The 15,406-nt window shown below is 59.7% G+C and carries 15 protein-coding genes and 1 tRNA gene; 8 read left to right on the top strand and 8 right to left on the bottom strand.

Features of this window, described 5'->3' with window-relative positions; translation table 11 throughout:
* Nucleotides 1-5: 5 nt before the first annotated feature.
* On the bottom strand, nt 6-1,352 hold the full coding sequence (locus tag IPK79_10610; GenBank protein ID MBK8190887.1) for a guanine deaminase: 1,347 nt from the start codon (nt 1,350-1,352) through the stop codon (nt 6-8).
* Between the two features lie 174 nt (nt 1,353-1,526).
* Complete coding sequence (locus IPK79_10605; GenBank protein MBK8190886.1) at nt 1,527-2,105, bottom strand: rubrerythrin family protein; 579 nt, start codon at nt 2,103-2,105, stop codon at nt 1,527-1,529.
* 353 nt (nt 2,106-2,458) lie between these two features.
* Here IPK79_10605 and rpsB point away from each other — a divergent pair, with 353 nt between their 5' ends.
* From rpsB to IPK79_10585, 4 genes are all read left to right on the top strand, one after another.
* On the top strand, nt 2,459-3,370 hold the full coding sequence (gene rpsB / locus IPK79_10600) for a 30S ribosomal protein S2 (protein MBK8190885.1): 912 nt from the start codon (nt 2,459-2,461) through the stop codon (nt 3,368-3,370).
* 68 nt (nt 3,371-3,438) lie between these two features.
* Entirely contained in the window at nt 3,439-4,353 is a 915-nt protein-coding gene (locus IPK79_10595; protein ID MBK8190884.1) for an elongation factor Ts, read from the top strand.
* A 99-nt stretch (nt 4,354-4,452) separates the two neighbouring features.
* Nucleotides 4,453-5,184, top strand: a complete 732-nt coding sequence (locus IPK79_10590) for a UMP kinase (GenBank protein ID MBK8190883.1) — start codon at nt 4,453-4,455, stop codon at nt 5,182-5,184.
* Between the two features lie 159 nt (nt 5,185-5,343).
* On the top strand, nt 5,344-6,675 hold the full coding sequence (locus IPK79_10585) for a hypothetical protein (GenBank protein ID MBK8190882.1): 1,332 nt from the start codon (nt 5,344-5,346) through the stop codon (nt 6,673-6,675).
* Nucleotides 6,676-6,698: 23 nt separating this feature from the next.
* On the opposite strand, the gene IPK79_10580 is transcribed toward IPK79_10585, so the two are convergent.
* The 5 genes from IPK79_10580 to tsaE form a co-directional block, all read right to left on the bottom strand.
* The gene (locus IPK79_10580; GenBank protein MBK8190881.1) at nt 6,699-8,147 is read right to left on the bottom strand and encodes an aspartate ammonia-lyase; all 1,449 of its coding nucleotides are present in this window, start codon (nt 8,145-8,147) and stop codon (nt 6,699-6,701) included.
* Nucleotides 8,148-8,493: 346 nt separating this feature from the next.
* Nucleotides 8,494-8,712 carry a hypothetical protein gene (locus tag IPK79_10575; GenBank protein MBK8190880.1) on the bottom strand — a complete coding sequence of 73 codons (219 nt, stop codon included), beginning with the start codon at nt 8,710-8,712 and terminating at the stop codon, nt 8,494-8,496.
* A 303-nt stretch (nt 8,713-9,015) separates the two neighbouring features.
* Nucleotides 9,016-9,089, bottom strand: a tRNA-Cys gene (locus IPK79_10570).
* 45 nt (nt 9,090-9,134) lie between these two features.
* Nucleotides 9,135-9,833 (bottom strand): tRNA (adenosine(37)-N6)-threonylcarbamoyltransferase complex dimerization subunit type 1 TsaB, encoded by a 699-nt coding sequence (gene tsaB / locus IPK79_10565; protein MBK8190879.1) that lies wholly within the window; start codon nt 9,831-9,833, stop codon nt 9,135-9,137.
* Nucleotides 9,826-10,365, bottom strand: a complete 540-nt coding sequence (tsaE, locus tag IPK79_10560; protein MBK8190878.1) for a tRNA (adenosine(37)-N6)-threonylcarbamoyltransferase complex ATPase subunit type 1 TsaE — start codon at nt 10,363-10,365, stop codon at nt 9,826-9,828. Before tsaE ends, tsaB begins: the two co-directional genes overlap by 8 nt.
* 100 nt (nt 10,366-10,465) lie before the next feature.
* Here tsaE and efp point away from each other — a divergent pair, with 100 nt between their 5' ends.
* Genes efp through accC form a run of 3 tightly spaced genes read left to right on the top strand, consistent with a single transcriptional unit; the run spans nt 10,466 to nt 12,925 of the window.
* Nucleotides 10,466-11,023, top strand: coding sequence for an elongation factor P (gene efp / locus IPK79_10555; GenBank protein MBK8190877.1), 558 nt, complete (start codon nt 10,466-10,468; stop codon nt 11,021-11,023).
* A 19-nt stretch (nt 11,024-11,042) separates the two neighbouring features.
* The gene (gene accB, locus IPK79_10550; protein MBK8190876.1) at nt 11,043-11,531 is read left to right on the top strand and encodes an acetyl-CoA carboxylase biotin carboxyl carrier protein; all 489 of its coding nucleotides are present in this window, start codon (nt 11,043-11,045) and stop codon (nt 11,529-11,531) included.
* Between the two features lie 47 nt (nt 11,532-11,578).
* Nucleotides 11,579-12,925 (top strand): acetyl-CoA carboxylase biotin carboxylase subunit, encoded by a 1,347-nt coding sequence (gene accC, locus IPK79_10545; GenBank protein ID MBK8190875.1) that lies wholly within the window; start codon nt 11,579-11,581, stop codon nt 12,923-12,925.
* Nucleotides 12,926-12,929: 4 nt separating this feature from the next.
* Here accC and IPK79_10540 read toward each other — a convergent pair whose 3' ends face one another.
* Entirely contained in the window at nt 12,930-14,078 is a 1,149-nt protein-coding gene (locus IPK79_10540; GenBank protein ID MBK8190874.1) for a hypothetical protein, read from the bottom strand.
* Nucleotides 14,079-14,355: 277 nt separating this feature from the next.
* On the opposite strand from IPK79_10540, the gene IPK79_10535 reads away from it, so the two are divergent.
* Entirely contained in the window at nt 14,356-15,387 is a 1,032-nt protein-coding gene (locus tag IPK79_10535) for a hypothetical protein (GenBank protein MBK8190873.1), read from the top strand.
* Nucleotides 15,388-15,406: the final 19 nt, after the last annotated feature.

Below are 15,406 nucleotides of genomic sequence, written 5' to 3'. Positions count from 1 at the left end.
GCGCCCTAAATCCCGAAAATCAGGCCTTCGTTTTGCGGATAGACTTCTTGACCGCGGACGAAGGTTTTGGACACCAGGCGCTCGTCTCCCAGCCAGATGAGCGACGCCAGCAGGTCGTGCGCGGGTTGTTGCAGTAAATCGCCCGGCAGCGACGAGCGCGCCGAGAGATTCAGCACGATAAAGTCCGCTTCTTTTCCGGGCTTGAGCGACCCCAGCCGATCCGAAGAGCCCAGCGCGTCGGCGGCGCCCAGCGTGGCCGCGTAAAAGAGTTCTTCAACCGTGGGCGCATCCGGCGCAGCGCCGCCGTGCGGATCGCTCTGGATGGTCAGCGCATCGCGCATCACGCCCAGCATGTTGAGAGACGGCCCGGCGCCGACGTCAGACCCCAGCCCGACCCGGATGTCGCGCCCTCGGGCCTCGCCCCAGCGGAAACGCCCGCTTTTAAGAAACAGATTGGCGCTCGGGCAATGGATCACGCGCGCATGCGCCGCCTGAATCGCGTCAAATTCCGCCTCGTTCAAATGAATCGCATGCGCAAGCAGCGTGTGATCGCCCAGCAGTCCGGCCTGATGGTATACGTCTGTATAAGAAGCCGCGTCGGGGAAGGCGTCGCGCACCGCCGCCACCTCGTCACGCTGTTCCGCCAGATGCGTATGACAGAAGGCGCCCGGATGCTGTTCAAGCAAGCGCGCCGTCCCGCGCAGTAAATCCGGCGAGCAGGCCAGCGCATAGCGCGGACAGAAGGCATAGCGGATACGGTTCTTCTCATGCCCGTGCCAGGTGCGGCACAAGCTGTCGGCGTCTCGTAAAAGGGCGTCCGCCGGACGGATCAGACTGCCGGGCCCATGGCCATCCATCAGCGTGAGGCCCATGACGACGCGATTGCCCATCTGATCGGCGGTTTCAAACGCCACGCGAGCGGCCTGCGAATGCGTCGTCAGCAAGACGCCCGCAGTCGTGATGCCGTGCGACAACAGTTCGCGAAAAAACCAGTGAATCGTCTGCCGAGCGTAACGCTCTTCGCAAAATCGGCTTTCGGCTGGGTACACCACGGACTCCAGCCAGTCGAGCAGCCCGGCGCGCGGCCGTCCCGCCACCGGCAATTGCGGCAGATGCGTATGCAGGTCAATCAGTCCCGGCAGGATCAGCGAGCCTTTGGGGAAGACGGTCAGGCTCATATCGCCGCCCTGGACTTGCGGCACAATCGTTTGCCACGGCCCACAGGCCAGAATCATGCCATTGTCGTCCATTGCCAGCGCGCCATCGGGCCAGAACTCTAGCTGCGAGGGCGACAGACTTTGAAGAATGGGCGCGCGATAGACGTTGAGGCGTCGCGTGGGAAGGCCTCTCATCGGCAAGCGTATTCCGGCTGATTCAAACTGAGCGTCTCCGTGAAAACCCGTCCCTCTCATTGTAGCCGCTTTTGTCCGCCGCGATGCCCCTTAAATATGGGATTTCCGCCGTGCCGTCGGCGCGGGCGTCTAAATCAAACGCGCCGACGGGCGTTATTCTTGTTCGGGCTGGCCCTAGAGCCAGTTATGCTCCCATAGCTCAAAGTGCGCTTGCGGATGCGCGCAGGCCGGGCAGGCGCCGGGCGCTTCAGGCCCCTCGTGAATTAATCCGCAGTTACGGCAGCGCCATTGCACGGGCTGGGCCTTTTTAAAGACGCTTTGCTCGATGACGTTTTCCAGCAGCGCCAGATAGCGCCGCTCATGGAATTGTTCCGCCCGGCAGATACTGTCGAACACCGTGGCGATGCCAGAGAATCCCTCATCGCGCGCGCACTGCGCAAAACCGGGATACAGAATCTCCCATTCTTCATGCTCGCCTGCGGCGGCTGCCCTCAGGTTATCCGCCGTCGATCCGATAATGCCTGCGGGAAATGTCGCCGTAATTTCCAGCATGCCGCCTTGCAGAAACTTGAAAAACCGCTTGGCGTGTTCGCGTTCATGATTGGCGGTTTCTTCAAACACGGCGGCAATCTGGATCAGGCCTTCTTTTTTGGCCTGAGATGAAAAATATGTATAGCGATTCCGCGCCTGCGATTCGCCCGCAAAGGCTTTGAGCAGGTTTTTCTCGGTTTGCGATCCCTTGAGTTCCGGCATGAAGACATCCTTTCGTCCTTAAAAATCAGCCGCCGCGCGCGCAGGTTGCGCCTGAGCGCCGCCGTGCGGCCGACAACGACGGCCATTATAATCAGGACGAATTCAATCCAAATTGTCCACTCGGCTAATCGCGTCAATTGGATTCAATCCTCAACCCGCTGATGACGCCCTGACCTCTGGCGTGTCAGCGATTGAATATTGATTGGCGCCCGCAAGCGGGTCGCTTGTCGGCGATTCGGGCGGGGGCTTGTCTGCGGCGGGTGAGCGTGTAAGATGATGGCAATATGCGCGTCGGCCCGCATCGTGTCGGCCCAACGCCATCGCCTGAACCGTTTCATCTGGAAGGAGCGTTTATGCCTGTCGCCTCGTTAGAAGAACTTATGGAAGCCGGCGTTCATTTCGGCCACCAGACCAACCGCTGGAATCCCAAAATGAAACCCTATATCTGGGGCGAGCGCAACGGCATTTACATCATTGATCTGACGCAAACCACCCACATGCTCGATGCGGCCTACGAGTTCCTGAAAACCGCTGCCAGCAAGGGTAAAAAGATTGTCTTCGTCGGCACCAAAAAACAGGCGACCGACATTGTGGAAGAAGAAGCCCGCCGCGCCGGCGTCTTCTACATCAACCGCCGCTGGCTGGGCGGCACGCTCACCAATTTTGAGATTATTCGCACGCGTATCAACAAGCTGCGCGAACTGGAAGAAATGCGCGATAACGGCCACTTTGAGCGCCTGCCCAAAAAAGAAGTCTCCATGCTGATGCGCCAGCTCGCCAAGCTGGAAAAAACGCTGGGCGGCGTCAAGGATATGCGCGGCATGCCCGATATTCTGTTCATCGTCGACCAGCGTCGCGAGTCTCTGGCGGTCGAAGAAGCCCAGAAAATCGGCATCCCGATTGTCAGCATCGTGGATACCAACTGCGATCCGAGTTCGGCGACCTATGCGATTCCGGGCAACGATGACGCCATTCGCGCCATCCGCCTGATCACGGGCCGCCTGGCCGACGCGATTCTCGAAGGCCGTCAGGAGCGCGAACGTCATCTGGCTTCGCTGGGCAAGCAACAACGCCCCGGCGATGAAGATGCGGCGACGCCGGAAGACGCGCCTCAACAGGCGCAGGCCACGGTTGCGGAAGCCTCCTCCCCGGAGCCCGCCCCTGCCGAAGCACAGGAACCCGAAAAAGAAGAGGAAGGCCCTAGCGCTTCTGAGCTGGCGGCTGCGGCCCTCAAACGCGCCTATGGCGGCGACGACGAGGCCTAAGCCCGCGCCGTCGCGCGACGCGCGTCTTTTCATCCTGCATTTTACAATCTCAAAGGAGCATGAGTTTCATCATGGCGATTACGGCTGAACAGGTTAAAGAACTGCGCGAAAAAACCGGCGCGGGGATGATGGACGCGAAAAACGCCCTCGTCGAAGCGGGCGGCGATATGGACAAAGCCAGCGAATTGCTGCGCCAAAAAGGCCTGGCGACGGCCAGCAAAAAAGGCGGCCGCCAAACCGCTGAAGGTCAGGTGATTGCCGCCATCGCCCCGGACGGCGCCAGCGGCGCGCTGCTGGAAATCAACTGCGAAACCGATTTCGTTGCGCGCGGCGATGCCTTTGTCGCCCTTGCCAAAAGCCTGTCGGAACAAGCGCTCCAGCAAATGCCCGCCGATGCGTCGAGCTTTCTGGCCGCTCCCGGCGTGCAGGATCAAGTGACGCAAAGCGTCGCCCAGATTAAAGAAAACATCACCGTGCGGCGTCTGGTCAGCTACCAGCTCACCGGCGGCGGCGTGATTCATGCCTATATTCACACCGGCGGTAAAATCGGCGTTATGGTCGAGTTGGCTTGCACCCAGAGCGCCAACGCCCCGCAAGGCGAGTTCCGCCAACTCGCTAAAGATATCTGCATGCAGATCGCCAGCGCCGGCGCAGATTACGTCACCACTGAAGAAATTCCCCAGGACGTGGTGGAAGAAGAAAAACGCATTGAGCTGGGCAAAGACGATCTCCAGAACAAACCGATGGAGATTCGCGAAAAGATTGTCGCCGGTCGCGTCGCCAAACTCATGAGCCAGCGCGTCCTGATCGAGCAGCCTTTCGTCAAGGACCCCAGCGTCACTATCGGCGACCTGCTGAAGCGCGAAGGCGAGAAAATGGGCGGACTGGTCAGCGTTACGCGCTTTACCCGCTTTGTGCTGGGCGAAGGCGTCGAGAAGAAATCCGCCAATTTTGCTGAAGAAGTAATGGCCCAATTACGCTAGAACGCGTCCAACCCGTTGGAGCTGGTACCCGACATGACGACATCGCCTGTTGACCCGTCTTCGCGCAGCGCGGAGGCTCAGGCGACGCCGCCTACGACGATGCCAACCGCCCAGCCCCTGCGCTTCAAGCGCATCCTGCTCAAAATCAGCGGCGAGGCCTTGATGGGCGATCAGGGCTTTGGCATTAACCCCGACGTGGTGAGTATGGTCGCCGCCGAAGTCGCCTCCCTGACGGCCATGGGCGTGGAAATCGCCATTGTGGTGGGCGGGGGCAATATTTTTCGGGGCCTGCAAGCCAGCTCCAAAATCGGCATTGATCGCGCCGCCGCCGATTACGTCGGCATGCTGGCGACCATCATGAATGCGCTGATTCTCCAGGGGATGCTCAAAAAATCCGGCGTGGACACGCGCATGCTCAGCGCCATCGACATTAACCGCGTGGCGGAACCCTATATTCGACTGCGCGCCATCCGGCATCTGGAAAAAGGCCGCGTGGTGATTTTTGGCGGCGGCACCGGCAATCCGTTTTTCTCAACCGATACGACTGCCGCCCTGCGCGCCGCGGAAATCAACGCCGAAGCGATTCTCATGGCCAAAAACGGCGTCGATGGCGTCTACGATAAAGACCCGCGCCAGCACGACGACGCGCAGAAGTTCGACACGCTGACCTATGACGAAGTGCTGATTCGCGGCCTGAAGGTGATGGACGCAACGGCTGTTTCGCTGTGCAAGGATACGCGTCTGCCGCTGCTGGTGTTTGACTTTAACGAGCCGCACGCCATCCGTAAAATCCTGCAGGGCGAAAAGCTGGGCACGTTTATCGGCGTCTGATGCGCTGGGGTCCGCGCTACCCAGCATCGACGACGCTCAAACCTCATGTAACAATATTGTTTCAAAATGCCTTTTTCGCTTCAGCGTAAAGGCCCTTTTGTCGATTGAAGAAAACACGCGCCCGCGCGGTGTTCAGTCAAGACAAGGGGAAGCGTCTGAATGGCAACTATAGTGGAAAGGCCGAGCGCCTCTGCCCAGGCCCTGAGCGAATACAGTCTGGCGCTGGCGCTGGTGACGCTGGCAGGGGTTGCGGGACTGGCGTTTTTTGCGCCGACGCTTTTTAGCGGCCTTGGTTTTATGGGAAAAAGCGTCGTCGGCAAAGGCGGCGTTGTGACGACAAGCGTGGGCGGCACGGCTATTAGTACGCCCACGGCCTTTGGTCCCAAGCCCCCGCCGGGTATGACCACCGAAAAAATCTGCTTTAAGAACGGCTCGTGTCTTCAATTGCCGGTTATTTCGCAAGGCGCGCGCGTTACCGATACGGCAGGCGGTTTGGGCGGCGACCTGACGCAATACTTCTCGGAAATTCTGGCCAAAATGGCTGAGCAGATGAAAGCCGAGGGCGTGGATCCCGCTACTATTGCCCTGATTACCGATCTGGCCAAGAGCGGCCATGATCTGGGCTCGTTAATCGACATCTACGCCAAAGACCCCGCCAAAGAAGAAAACCAGGCAGCCTCCGGCAGCACCTCGCCCGCCAACGTAGTCCAATATGATTTATACAGGATTGGAAGCTCGACGGGGCAATTAATAAAAGTAGAAACCTGCTCAAACAATACAGATTGCATCAATAGCGTTGTAGCGCGACTCCAGGGGGCTAACCCCGGCCAACAGATCACCTATAACGGACTAGACCCCTCTACCGCCCCTCCTCCAGAACCCGCCATTACAAAAGTGGTCTCGCCGCCGTCTTCGGAAGTCTCGCTGAAAAGCGCGCTGGCCGAGTTTCAAACCAAATTTGATGCGTTGACGACGTTTCTCGATAAAAACCCCGATCTGCTCAAAGACTATCCGCAGGCCCAGCAGGTCATTGAGCTGGAAAGCAAGCAGATTGACGCCATCGCCTCCGGCATTCCCACGGTGTGTACGGCGGCCACCTGTAGCGTGGCCTCCAGCCAGACCTACCCGCTTCAGTCCGAGACAACCGACTATGCCCACCCCGAAACAGGCGCGCCGATGATGTCCACTACGCTGTACAAGGCCGATCTGGGCGGCGGCAATTCGCAACTGGCCTATAAAACCGAATCGTACCCTGACGGCACGAGCAAACTCTACCAGTTTGACGCGCTCAGCGGCAACTGGACAGGGCCAATTCCGTCGCAAGGCGTCAATTTATCCAGCGCGACAATTAATAACTATGTCAAGAATGATTCGACGTCCGCGCTGCCGCCCAAGGTCAACAACGCCACGCTGGTGCATCAGGACAGCAACGTTATCTGTGCCAGCGGCGGCGATACGAATCAGTGCGTGATAGACGTTGCCAAGCCGTAAGCGGTTGACTGCCCGGTCTTCGTTTAAGTGATCGGCTCGCTGGGTTCCGTCATGGCGGTGACCGACAAGAGCTGATCCAGACGTTCTGCGGTCAGGGGCTTGCCATTGTTTTCTTTTACGCCGAGTTTGAGCGCGGCGTCGCGAATCGTCATGCCTTCGCCCAGCACTTTTTTAGCGATATCGGCGGCGGCGGCGTAGCCAATATACGGATTCAGCGCGGTGAGTAACAGCGTGCTGCGCTCAATGCGCTCACTGGCCAGCGCCTCGTTTACGACCAGTCCGTCAATACACTCGCGCGCGAACACGGGCAGGGCATTGGTCAGGATTTTCTGGCATTCGGTCATTTTCAGCAGGATCGTCGGCATCATGACATTGAGCTGCCATTGGCCGTTTTGCGCGCACAGGGCGATGGTATGGTCGTTGCCCTGTACGATATACGACAACTGGTCCATGAGTTCGGGGTAAATGGGATTCACTTTGCCCGGCATGATAGACGAGCCCGGCTGCTTGGAAGGCAGCGCCAGTTCCGCGATGCCGGTGCAAGGGCCCGACGAATACAGCTTGAGATCGTGGGCAATTTTCTCCAGTTCAATCGCCAGACTGCGCAACGCGGCAGAATAATCCGAAAACAGGCCAAAGCTGCTGGTCGCCTGAAAATAATCGCGCGCCATGCGCAGATTGAAGCCCGAGTACTCGGCCAGATAGCGCGTCACCAGCTCGCGATAGCGCGGATGCGTATTAATGCCGGTCCCCAGCGCCGAAGCGCCCAGACCAATGGCGTTAAGGCGCTCGCTGGCGCGCTCAATATTGTCGCCCGCGTCTTCAATGGCGTGCGCATACGCGCCAAACTGCTGGCCCATGGTCAGCGGCACGGCGTCTTGCATGTGCGTGCGCCCGGCGATGAGAATGTTTTTAAACGCCTCGGCCTTGCGCTCAAACGCCGCTTGAAACGTCCGTACGCTTTGCATCAGCGGGCCGTGCATCGACAGAAACGTCAGACGCATCATCGTTGGCGTCACGTCGTTGGTGGATTGCCCGTAATTGGCATGATCGTTGGGATTCACGCGATACTCGCCCTTTTGACCGCCCAGCAGTTCGGTTGCGCGGTTGGAGAGAATCTCGTTGGCGTTCATGTGATTCGAGGTGCCGGTGCCGCCTTGATAGACGTCGACAATAAATTGATCGTCGAATTGACCGGCGATCATCTCGTCAGCGGCGCGCATCAAGGCGTCGCCGAAGTCTTGGGGAATCAGGCCGAGTTCGGCGTTGGCGCGCGCAGCCGCTTTTTTAATCCAGCCATAGGCGCGAATCGCATGCGGGTAGGCCTGCGGCGGCGTCACGCCAGAAATCGGGAAGTTTTCGCAGCCGCGAAGGGCCTGCACGCCGTAATAGGCGTCTGCGGGTACGTCTCGTAAGCCCAGAGAATCTTTCTCCTGGCGAAAAGCGGTTGGCTGGGGGGTCTGGGTCGTCATGGCCCGGTTCTCTCCTCTTGTTCTCCGACTGTAAAGAGACTCCCGAAGGGGCGTTGACGATCACGTTACCCCAAAGCGCGCGCGCAATAAAGCAGATGTCCACGATCTGCCGACGGGGAAATCCGGCAAACAAAAAGCCGCATGACAATCCCGGGCGCGCGCATAAAAGCGCAGCGACGAGTCGCATACGGCGGTGTGATGGTGTTGCGTGTGCGTGTGTGTGTGCGTGAAAGATAAATATGAAACCCCTCGTCGAATCCGGTTCGACGGATGGCTCGCTGTGTGCTGGCTGGCGTGTGGTCTCTCTCTCGAAACTTCTATCAAAACAGGATAATGCGGTCTGGTCCTAGCGCCCGGCTTTGCGCCCGAAACCCGGCGTCAGGGGCCCGAAAAAGCCCTGACTGTCGCCCGGCTGGAATAGCGCTTCGTCAAACGTCATGATACGCGCCGGGGCGAACTCTTGCGGCGGGGCCAGACGCGTAAACGTCTCCATTGCCTTGCACACCCGTTCGCCCAGAGCGCTGGGCGTCGTAATAGCGCTGAAATCAATACGAGTCGTCGTCATCAGTTTTCCGGCCTTTCCCTGAAATTTGGATCACCCAGCATTGCTTCATGGAGAGATTAAATTCAGAAATTAAATCTGGAAATCTCTTACTTCGAATTACGGTTGACAAAAACCCCAGATAAACCCACAGAGACATCAGCGGGCTGTTATCGCTGAAACTGCGTTTGATTTTCTGTGTTTAATTCGTTCCCCTGCGCCGAGGCGCTGCCTTAAATCCCAGTAATCCCACTATAAACGACGATTGACATCTTGTCGCGCCCCTTAATAAAAATCGCCGCAAAGATCTTCATGTTTGTTTACAAATGGAGGTGGCGCCCAGAGTCGAACTGGGGATAAGAGTTTTGCAGACTCCTGCCTTACCACTTGGCCACGCCACCAGCGCCAATTTGTCAGCGCCAGCATAGGCGGAAGACAGGGAAAGATCAAGCGGGGGGCTTCTTCGACGAGGCATCCGCGCGCAGCGTAATATTGGGGGATTGCAGGTACAGCGGCAGCAGCTCGCCCCAGGGCGTCGACGGGGCCCCGCGCGTCACAAGGTCCATCATGAGTTGCGGCGTAAACAGGCCCAGCGACTCTATGGGCTGCATGCGCCGGCGCTCGCCAGTGGAATCGTCCCACGCGCTCGCCAGCGACGCCGAAATCAGCGCGCGGGCTCCGGCAGGCAGACTATCGCGCCACGCGTCGAGGGTCACCAGCGCCGGCGGTTGACGCCACGCGCCCGAGGCATCGCAAATGGCGGCATAGGCGCGCCCTTGCAAGGCGTCCAGCGCAATGCCCAGCGGCGCATCGTCCGGGGGTTGGGCGGCTCGCAGCAGATCAAAGGCCGTAAAGGCATAACACGTCAGCGGCAGAAACTGGCCCATGACGCGCGCCGTCGTCAGGCCGGTCCGCAGGCCGGTGAAGCTGCCCGGGCCGATGTGGACGGCCAGCGCCGTCAGATCCTGCGGCGTCAGGGCAAGCGATTCCAGCATGGTCCGCAGTTTCGCGGCCAGCGCCGCCGAATGGTAGCGCTGGGAGGGAGATTCTTCGCAAAGCCGGGCGAGAATCTCGCCGTTGACAGCAATAGCCGCCATCAACGTTGCGCCTGCGGTGTCGAGTAAAAGCGCGCGCATCTCAGCCATTCTGGGTCTCCGCCAGCGTCTGGGGTTCTTGAGAAGTCTTATGACGTTGCAGCGAAATCACCCGCGCTTCTCCCTGTTGCGGATTTTCTGGTCCTGAAGCCGCCTGATCCGGGGTAGACAGCGCCAGCGAGCGCGTGACAAACGGCGCCAGAAACGGCCCGAATTTCGCCCATTCCACCAGCACCAGCGTACGGCCTTCGGCGATCACGGCGGTCATCTCTTCGGCCAGGCTTTGCGCGGCCTCGTCTTCCAGCCGGTAGAAATCGGCATGAAGGACAGGCATGGGCGCGCCGCGATACTCATGCGTCAAGACGAACGTGGGGCTGACGACCCCGTCGCTCACTCCCAGATGCCGCGCCAGGGCCTGAACCAGCGTGGTCTTGCCCGCGCCCAGATCGCCATCGAGCGCCACGACGTCGCCCGGCCGCAGGCGCATGGCGAGCGCGCGAGCGAAAGCGTCGAGATCGGCCAGACCGGCCAGCGACACGGTGGCGCGCGCGCAATCAAGGGCGTCATCAAAGGGTTTTGTCATCGAAAGCGATCGTGATATGCTCAACGCAACGGCTGGGAGAGCCCCCATTATACGGCGCCGCCAGCGCATCTGCGTCTGCCTCACAGGAATACGGTTTCTTATGATTTCCACCAACGACTTCAAAACCGGCATCACCATCGAGCTGGATAATGGCGTCTGGCAGGTGATTGAATTTTTGCACGTCAAACCGGGCAAAGGCTCGGCCTTTGTGCGGTCCAAGCTTAAAAACGTAGAAACCGGCCAGGTGGTTGAAAAAACCTTCCGCGCTGGCGAAAAAGTCGCATCAGCGCACGTTGAGCGCAAAGAGATGCAGTATCTCTACAACGACGGCGAAACCTACACCTTTATGGACCTGCGCAGCTTTGATCAGCTCGCGCTCAGCAAGACCCAGATCGGCAGCGGCGTCATTTACCTTAAGGAAGAAATGGTCATCAGCGTGCTGGATCACGACGGGCGCATCATTGGCGTCGACGTGCCCAACTTCGTTGAGCTGGTGGTGAGCGAAACCCCGCCGCCCGAAAAGGGCAATACCGCTTCCGGCGGTACCAAGCCCGCCACGCTGGAGACCGGCGCTCAGGTCCAGGTACCCTTTTTCGTACAAACGGGTGATAAAGTCCGCGTCGATACGCGCACCAACGCGTATCTCGATCGCGTGTAACCGGATAGGACGTTAAGAGATGGATGTTGATATCGCCAAAATCCGTGAACTCGCCGCCTTGGCCCGCGAAGAAAAACTCGCGGAACTGAGCGTCAGCGACGGGCCGCAAAGCGTTACCATCAAAGTTGTCGCCGATCCCTCGACAGCGCTGACCATTGTCCCGCCCGCGCCTGTCGCCGCCTACGGTCCGCCGGTCCTTCCCGCTGCGCCGCCAGCAGCGTCGCCGCCCCCCGCCGCCGCGCCTGCCGCCCCGGCCAGCGAGTCGCGCTACACGCCCATCACCTCGCCGATGGTGGGGACGTTTTACGGCTCGCCGTCGCCGGACGCTGACGCCTTTGTCAGCGTGGGTCAGCGCGTGAGCGTCGGCCAGAAGCTCTGCATTATTGAAGCCATGAAGATGATGAACGAGTTAGAATCTGACGTAACGGGCGTTATCGTCTCCATTGAGGCTGTGAATGGTCAGCCGGTGGAGTTCGGCCAAACGCTGATGCTCATCGACCCCGCGTGAGCGGCGCGCGCCGTTGCGTCCTGACGTCAACCGGAGGTCTCGCCTGAATGTTTGAGAAAGTCCTTATCGCCAATCGAGGCGAAATCGCCGTGCGCATTATCCGCGCCTGTCAGGAACTGGGCGTCCGCACGGTCGCCGTCTATTCGCAGGCCGACGAAGAGAGCCTGCACGCGCAACTGGCCGATGAAGCCTACTGCATCGGTCCTGCCGCCTCGGCCCAGAGCTATCTCAACGTCAGCAACCTGATCAGCGTCGCCCTCATGTCCCGCGCCGACGCCGTCCACCCAGGATACGGCTTTCTGTCGGAAAACGCCGACTTTTCCGAGATTTGCGCCGATCACCAGCTTAAATTTATCGGCCCTTCTGCCCAGATGATTCGCATCATGGGCGACAAAGCTACCGCCAAGCGCACGATGGCGGATGTCGGCGTCCCCGTTACTCCCGGAACCGACGGCACGACCGCTGACCCGGAGCTGATTCGCGCTTGGGCGCGCACGGTGGGCTATCCCATTATCGCCAAGGCCACGGCCGGCGGCGGCGGCAAGGGAATGCGCCTGATCGCCTCAGAAGACGAGGTCGAAGATCAGGTCGCGCTGGCGCGTGGCGAAGCCAAGGCCGCCTTTGGCAATGACGCCGTCTATATCGAAAAATTTATCCAGAATCCCCGCCATATCGAGTTCCAGATTCTCGCCGATCAGTATGGCAACGTGGTGCATCTGGGCGAGCGCGACTGCTCGATCCAGCGTCGGCATCAAAAGCTCATCGAAGAAGCCCCGTCGCCCGCCCTCACCCCGCAATTGCGCGAAGAAATGGGCCAGGTTCTCTTGCGCGCCATCCGTAAAATCGGCTACGAGGGCGTCGGCACGATCGAATGCCTCTGCGACGCTGATATGAAGATGTATTTTATGGAAATGAATACCCGTATTCAGGTTGAGCACCCGGTCACAGAGATGATCACCGGCGTGGACCTGCTCAAGGAGCAAATCAAGGTCGCTGCGGGCCAGCCGCTCTCCTTTACGCAGGATGATGTCACGTTTCGCGGCCACGCCATCGAGTGCCGCATCAACGCCGAGTGTCCTGACACGAATTTCCGTCCCTGCCCGGGCAAAGTAGATGGCTATCTCCCGCCCGGCGGCCCCGGCGTACGCGTCGACAGCCACATGTACCACGGCTACACGATTCCGCCGTATTACGATTCGCTGATGGGCAAACTCATCTGTCACGGCGCGACCCGCGACGAGGCCATCGCCCGAATGACGCGCGCCTTAGGTGAATACGCCATCACGGGCGTTAAGACGACCATCCCGTTTCATCAAAAAGTGTTGGCGAGCCCCGCATTTCGTCAGGGGCGCGAAGTCTACACCGATTTCATCGCCCGTCACGCGCTTGCCTAGCGCGTTAAGGCCGCGCGGTCCACACGTGCAGCCAGACCACGCTGTGCATGAAGTCGTTATAATCGTTCTGCCAGTAACCCTCCGGGTGGTATAACGGCCCGAGAATGGCCTGATACAAGGCCTGGCCTCGCGCCGGATCCAGCGCCGCCTGACGCGCAAAAAGCGCACTGCGCGAAAATCCTGAAGGCCCGCTGTTTCGCGGCTCGCCTTTGGGTCCAAAGCCTTCAGGCAAGTCTCGATGGGCCAGCCAATGGCGCCATAGCCCGTCATGGGCCGCCAGATAGGCGCGCGCCTGCGCAGAGCCGCCTTCTTCGCGCGCATCCATCGCCATCCGCCAGAACACGCGGAAGGCGTCATAGCCGAAGTCGCGCGCGCCCTCGCCCTGAACGTCCGAAAACCCGATGGCGCCGCTCTGATAGTTGACGGCACACCAGTTCGGCGGCAATTTAAGTGCGCTCAGCGCAGAACAAGCCTCCAGCGCAGGATAAACGTCGTTGGCAAGCGCGCGCCAGCCGTCGGCATGGGCCGCATCGTACCGGGCAAAGGCCCGATAGACATACGGCGCCATATAAGACGGATTAATCGTCAGCGCTTCGCCTTCCACAAAAGGCGGCCAGTCGCCCGGATCCAGATAGTACCGCCCGGCGATGCGGTGGACGTGGCGTTGCCAGAGTTCTGCGATCATGGCGTCGGCGTCCGTGCGGTACGCCGCATCGCCCCAGCGCTCGAAGGCCAGCAGCAAGGCGTAGGCAATGTCTTGATCCGCGTCTGTCGCGTTCTCAGACGCAATCAGGCCATAATGCCCGTCGTCGCGCTTTCCCCAGCGCCAGCCGGGCAAAACGCTGTCCGGGCGGGCCATATTGCGTCGCGTCCAGCGCCAGGCGGCATCAAAGGCCGGGCGATCGCCCATCCAGACGGCTTTCATCAGCGCGTACGACTGCCCTTCGGTGATGGATCCGCCGTAGTTGTTGGATTCCACCCGCTCGCCGCCGGGCATAAAGCGCTGTTGGTAGAAGCGCCACGACTGCCGCAGCGTCTGATTCAGGTCCATGGACTGCGCCGGACTGTTAAAGCCAATCATCAGCGCGCAAATCGCAATCAGGGCAGCGACGTTGGCGAACGGGGCGACGAAACGACGCAGGCCGCGATTCATGGGGAATCTCCTTCTCTATTGCGTCCCTTTTGTGCGTCCCTTTTGATGGAAAGGGTCGATACATGTAACAACCACAGAAGCCGGAAACAGGCAAGGGGGTAACAATCGCTTCAAGAAAGCCCGTCTGGTGACAATTAGCAGACTTCACAGGCGTTATCGACAGAGACATAGCGCCATGGGTCCTGATCCAGATTTTTACTCTGGCTTTACTCTCGTTTCCTCTTTTTATGCAACGTCTAAGGCAACGTCCTCAAACCGGCAACGGTGGAACCTCCCTATGACGGTTTCTTCCCCGACCTTCGGGCTTGCATTTCAAACGCCCGACGCGGGCCTCGGTCCGCTCACGCGATCCAGCAAGTTTCTGATGGATCCTGTCACGGCGCGCGAGCGCAATGTATCGCCCGTGCCGACGGATACGCTGCTGGAGAACCCCAATTTGCTGCGCCGATTGGGATTTCACGCTCAGACCCTGCTGATCACGCTGCCTAAAACCGTTTGGAAAGGCCTGCGCGGCGATACCGATATTACGACCGCCGATTTCGCCTTGATGGCCAAAGTCCCTTACGTCACCGCCGGTTTGACGATGATCGGCGCGATGGCCCTGCGCCATCACAAACCCGCCGCCGCAGGACGTATTCTGGCGGGCGTGGCAATGTATTACCTCTCGGTCGCAGCCTCAAACCGCCTGGTGAATAGCTTCTACCGCCAGAAATTCGGTATCGATCTGACGCTCATGTTTCGCACGGCGGAAGGCGGCGTCGATTCCGTGTTCCGAAATGCGGAGTCGCCCCGCTTTGATCTCCTAACGCCCGCCCATTACCGCCGCATGCGCGAAAAAATGGGCATTCCATCCGATTTGGCCAGTCCTGACGCGGCTTGCCGTGAGCAGGCCTTGCGCGTGGTGAACGCCGCCGACTCGCTCAAAATCATCTGGAGCCTGATGTTTGCGCTCTTCGGCATCGGTTACGTCGCGCGCTCTGACGCATGGGCCGCCCTGCTGGAGAAACGGCGCTCGCCCCTCTATCTGCTCAAACAAATCCACACGGGTGAAGTATGGCCCAAGACGAAAGAGCTTGTGACGCGCGTCTTCCATGACCCAAAGCTTTCCGCGCCGCGCCCTATCAGCCGATTAAGCGCATGGGGCATCCCGATCGGGCTTGCCTGGGGCGTGTATGAGTCGATGCGCGTACTGACGCCCAAAGAATACGAATCGTCTCCGGTTCAGTTCCAGCCGTGGCAACGTCGCTACGACCCCGACGCGCCGTCGCCCTTTCAAACCATGATGCGGTATCGCCATGCGCAGCTCTAGCCGTTACGCGCTATGCGGG

The sequence above is a fragment of the Vampirovibrionales bacterium genome (assembly GCA_016712355.1).
Taxonomy (GTDB): domain Bacteria; phylum Cyanobacteriota; class Vampirovibrionia; order Vampirovibrionales; family Vampirovibrionaceae; genus JADJRF01.
This window is presented reverse-complemented; position numbering and strand designations above follow the sequence as displayed.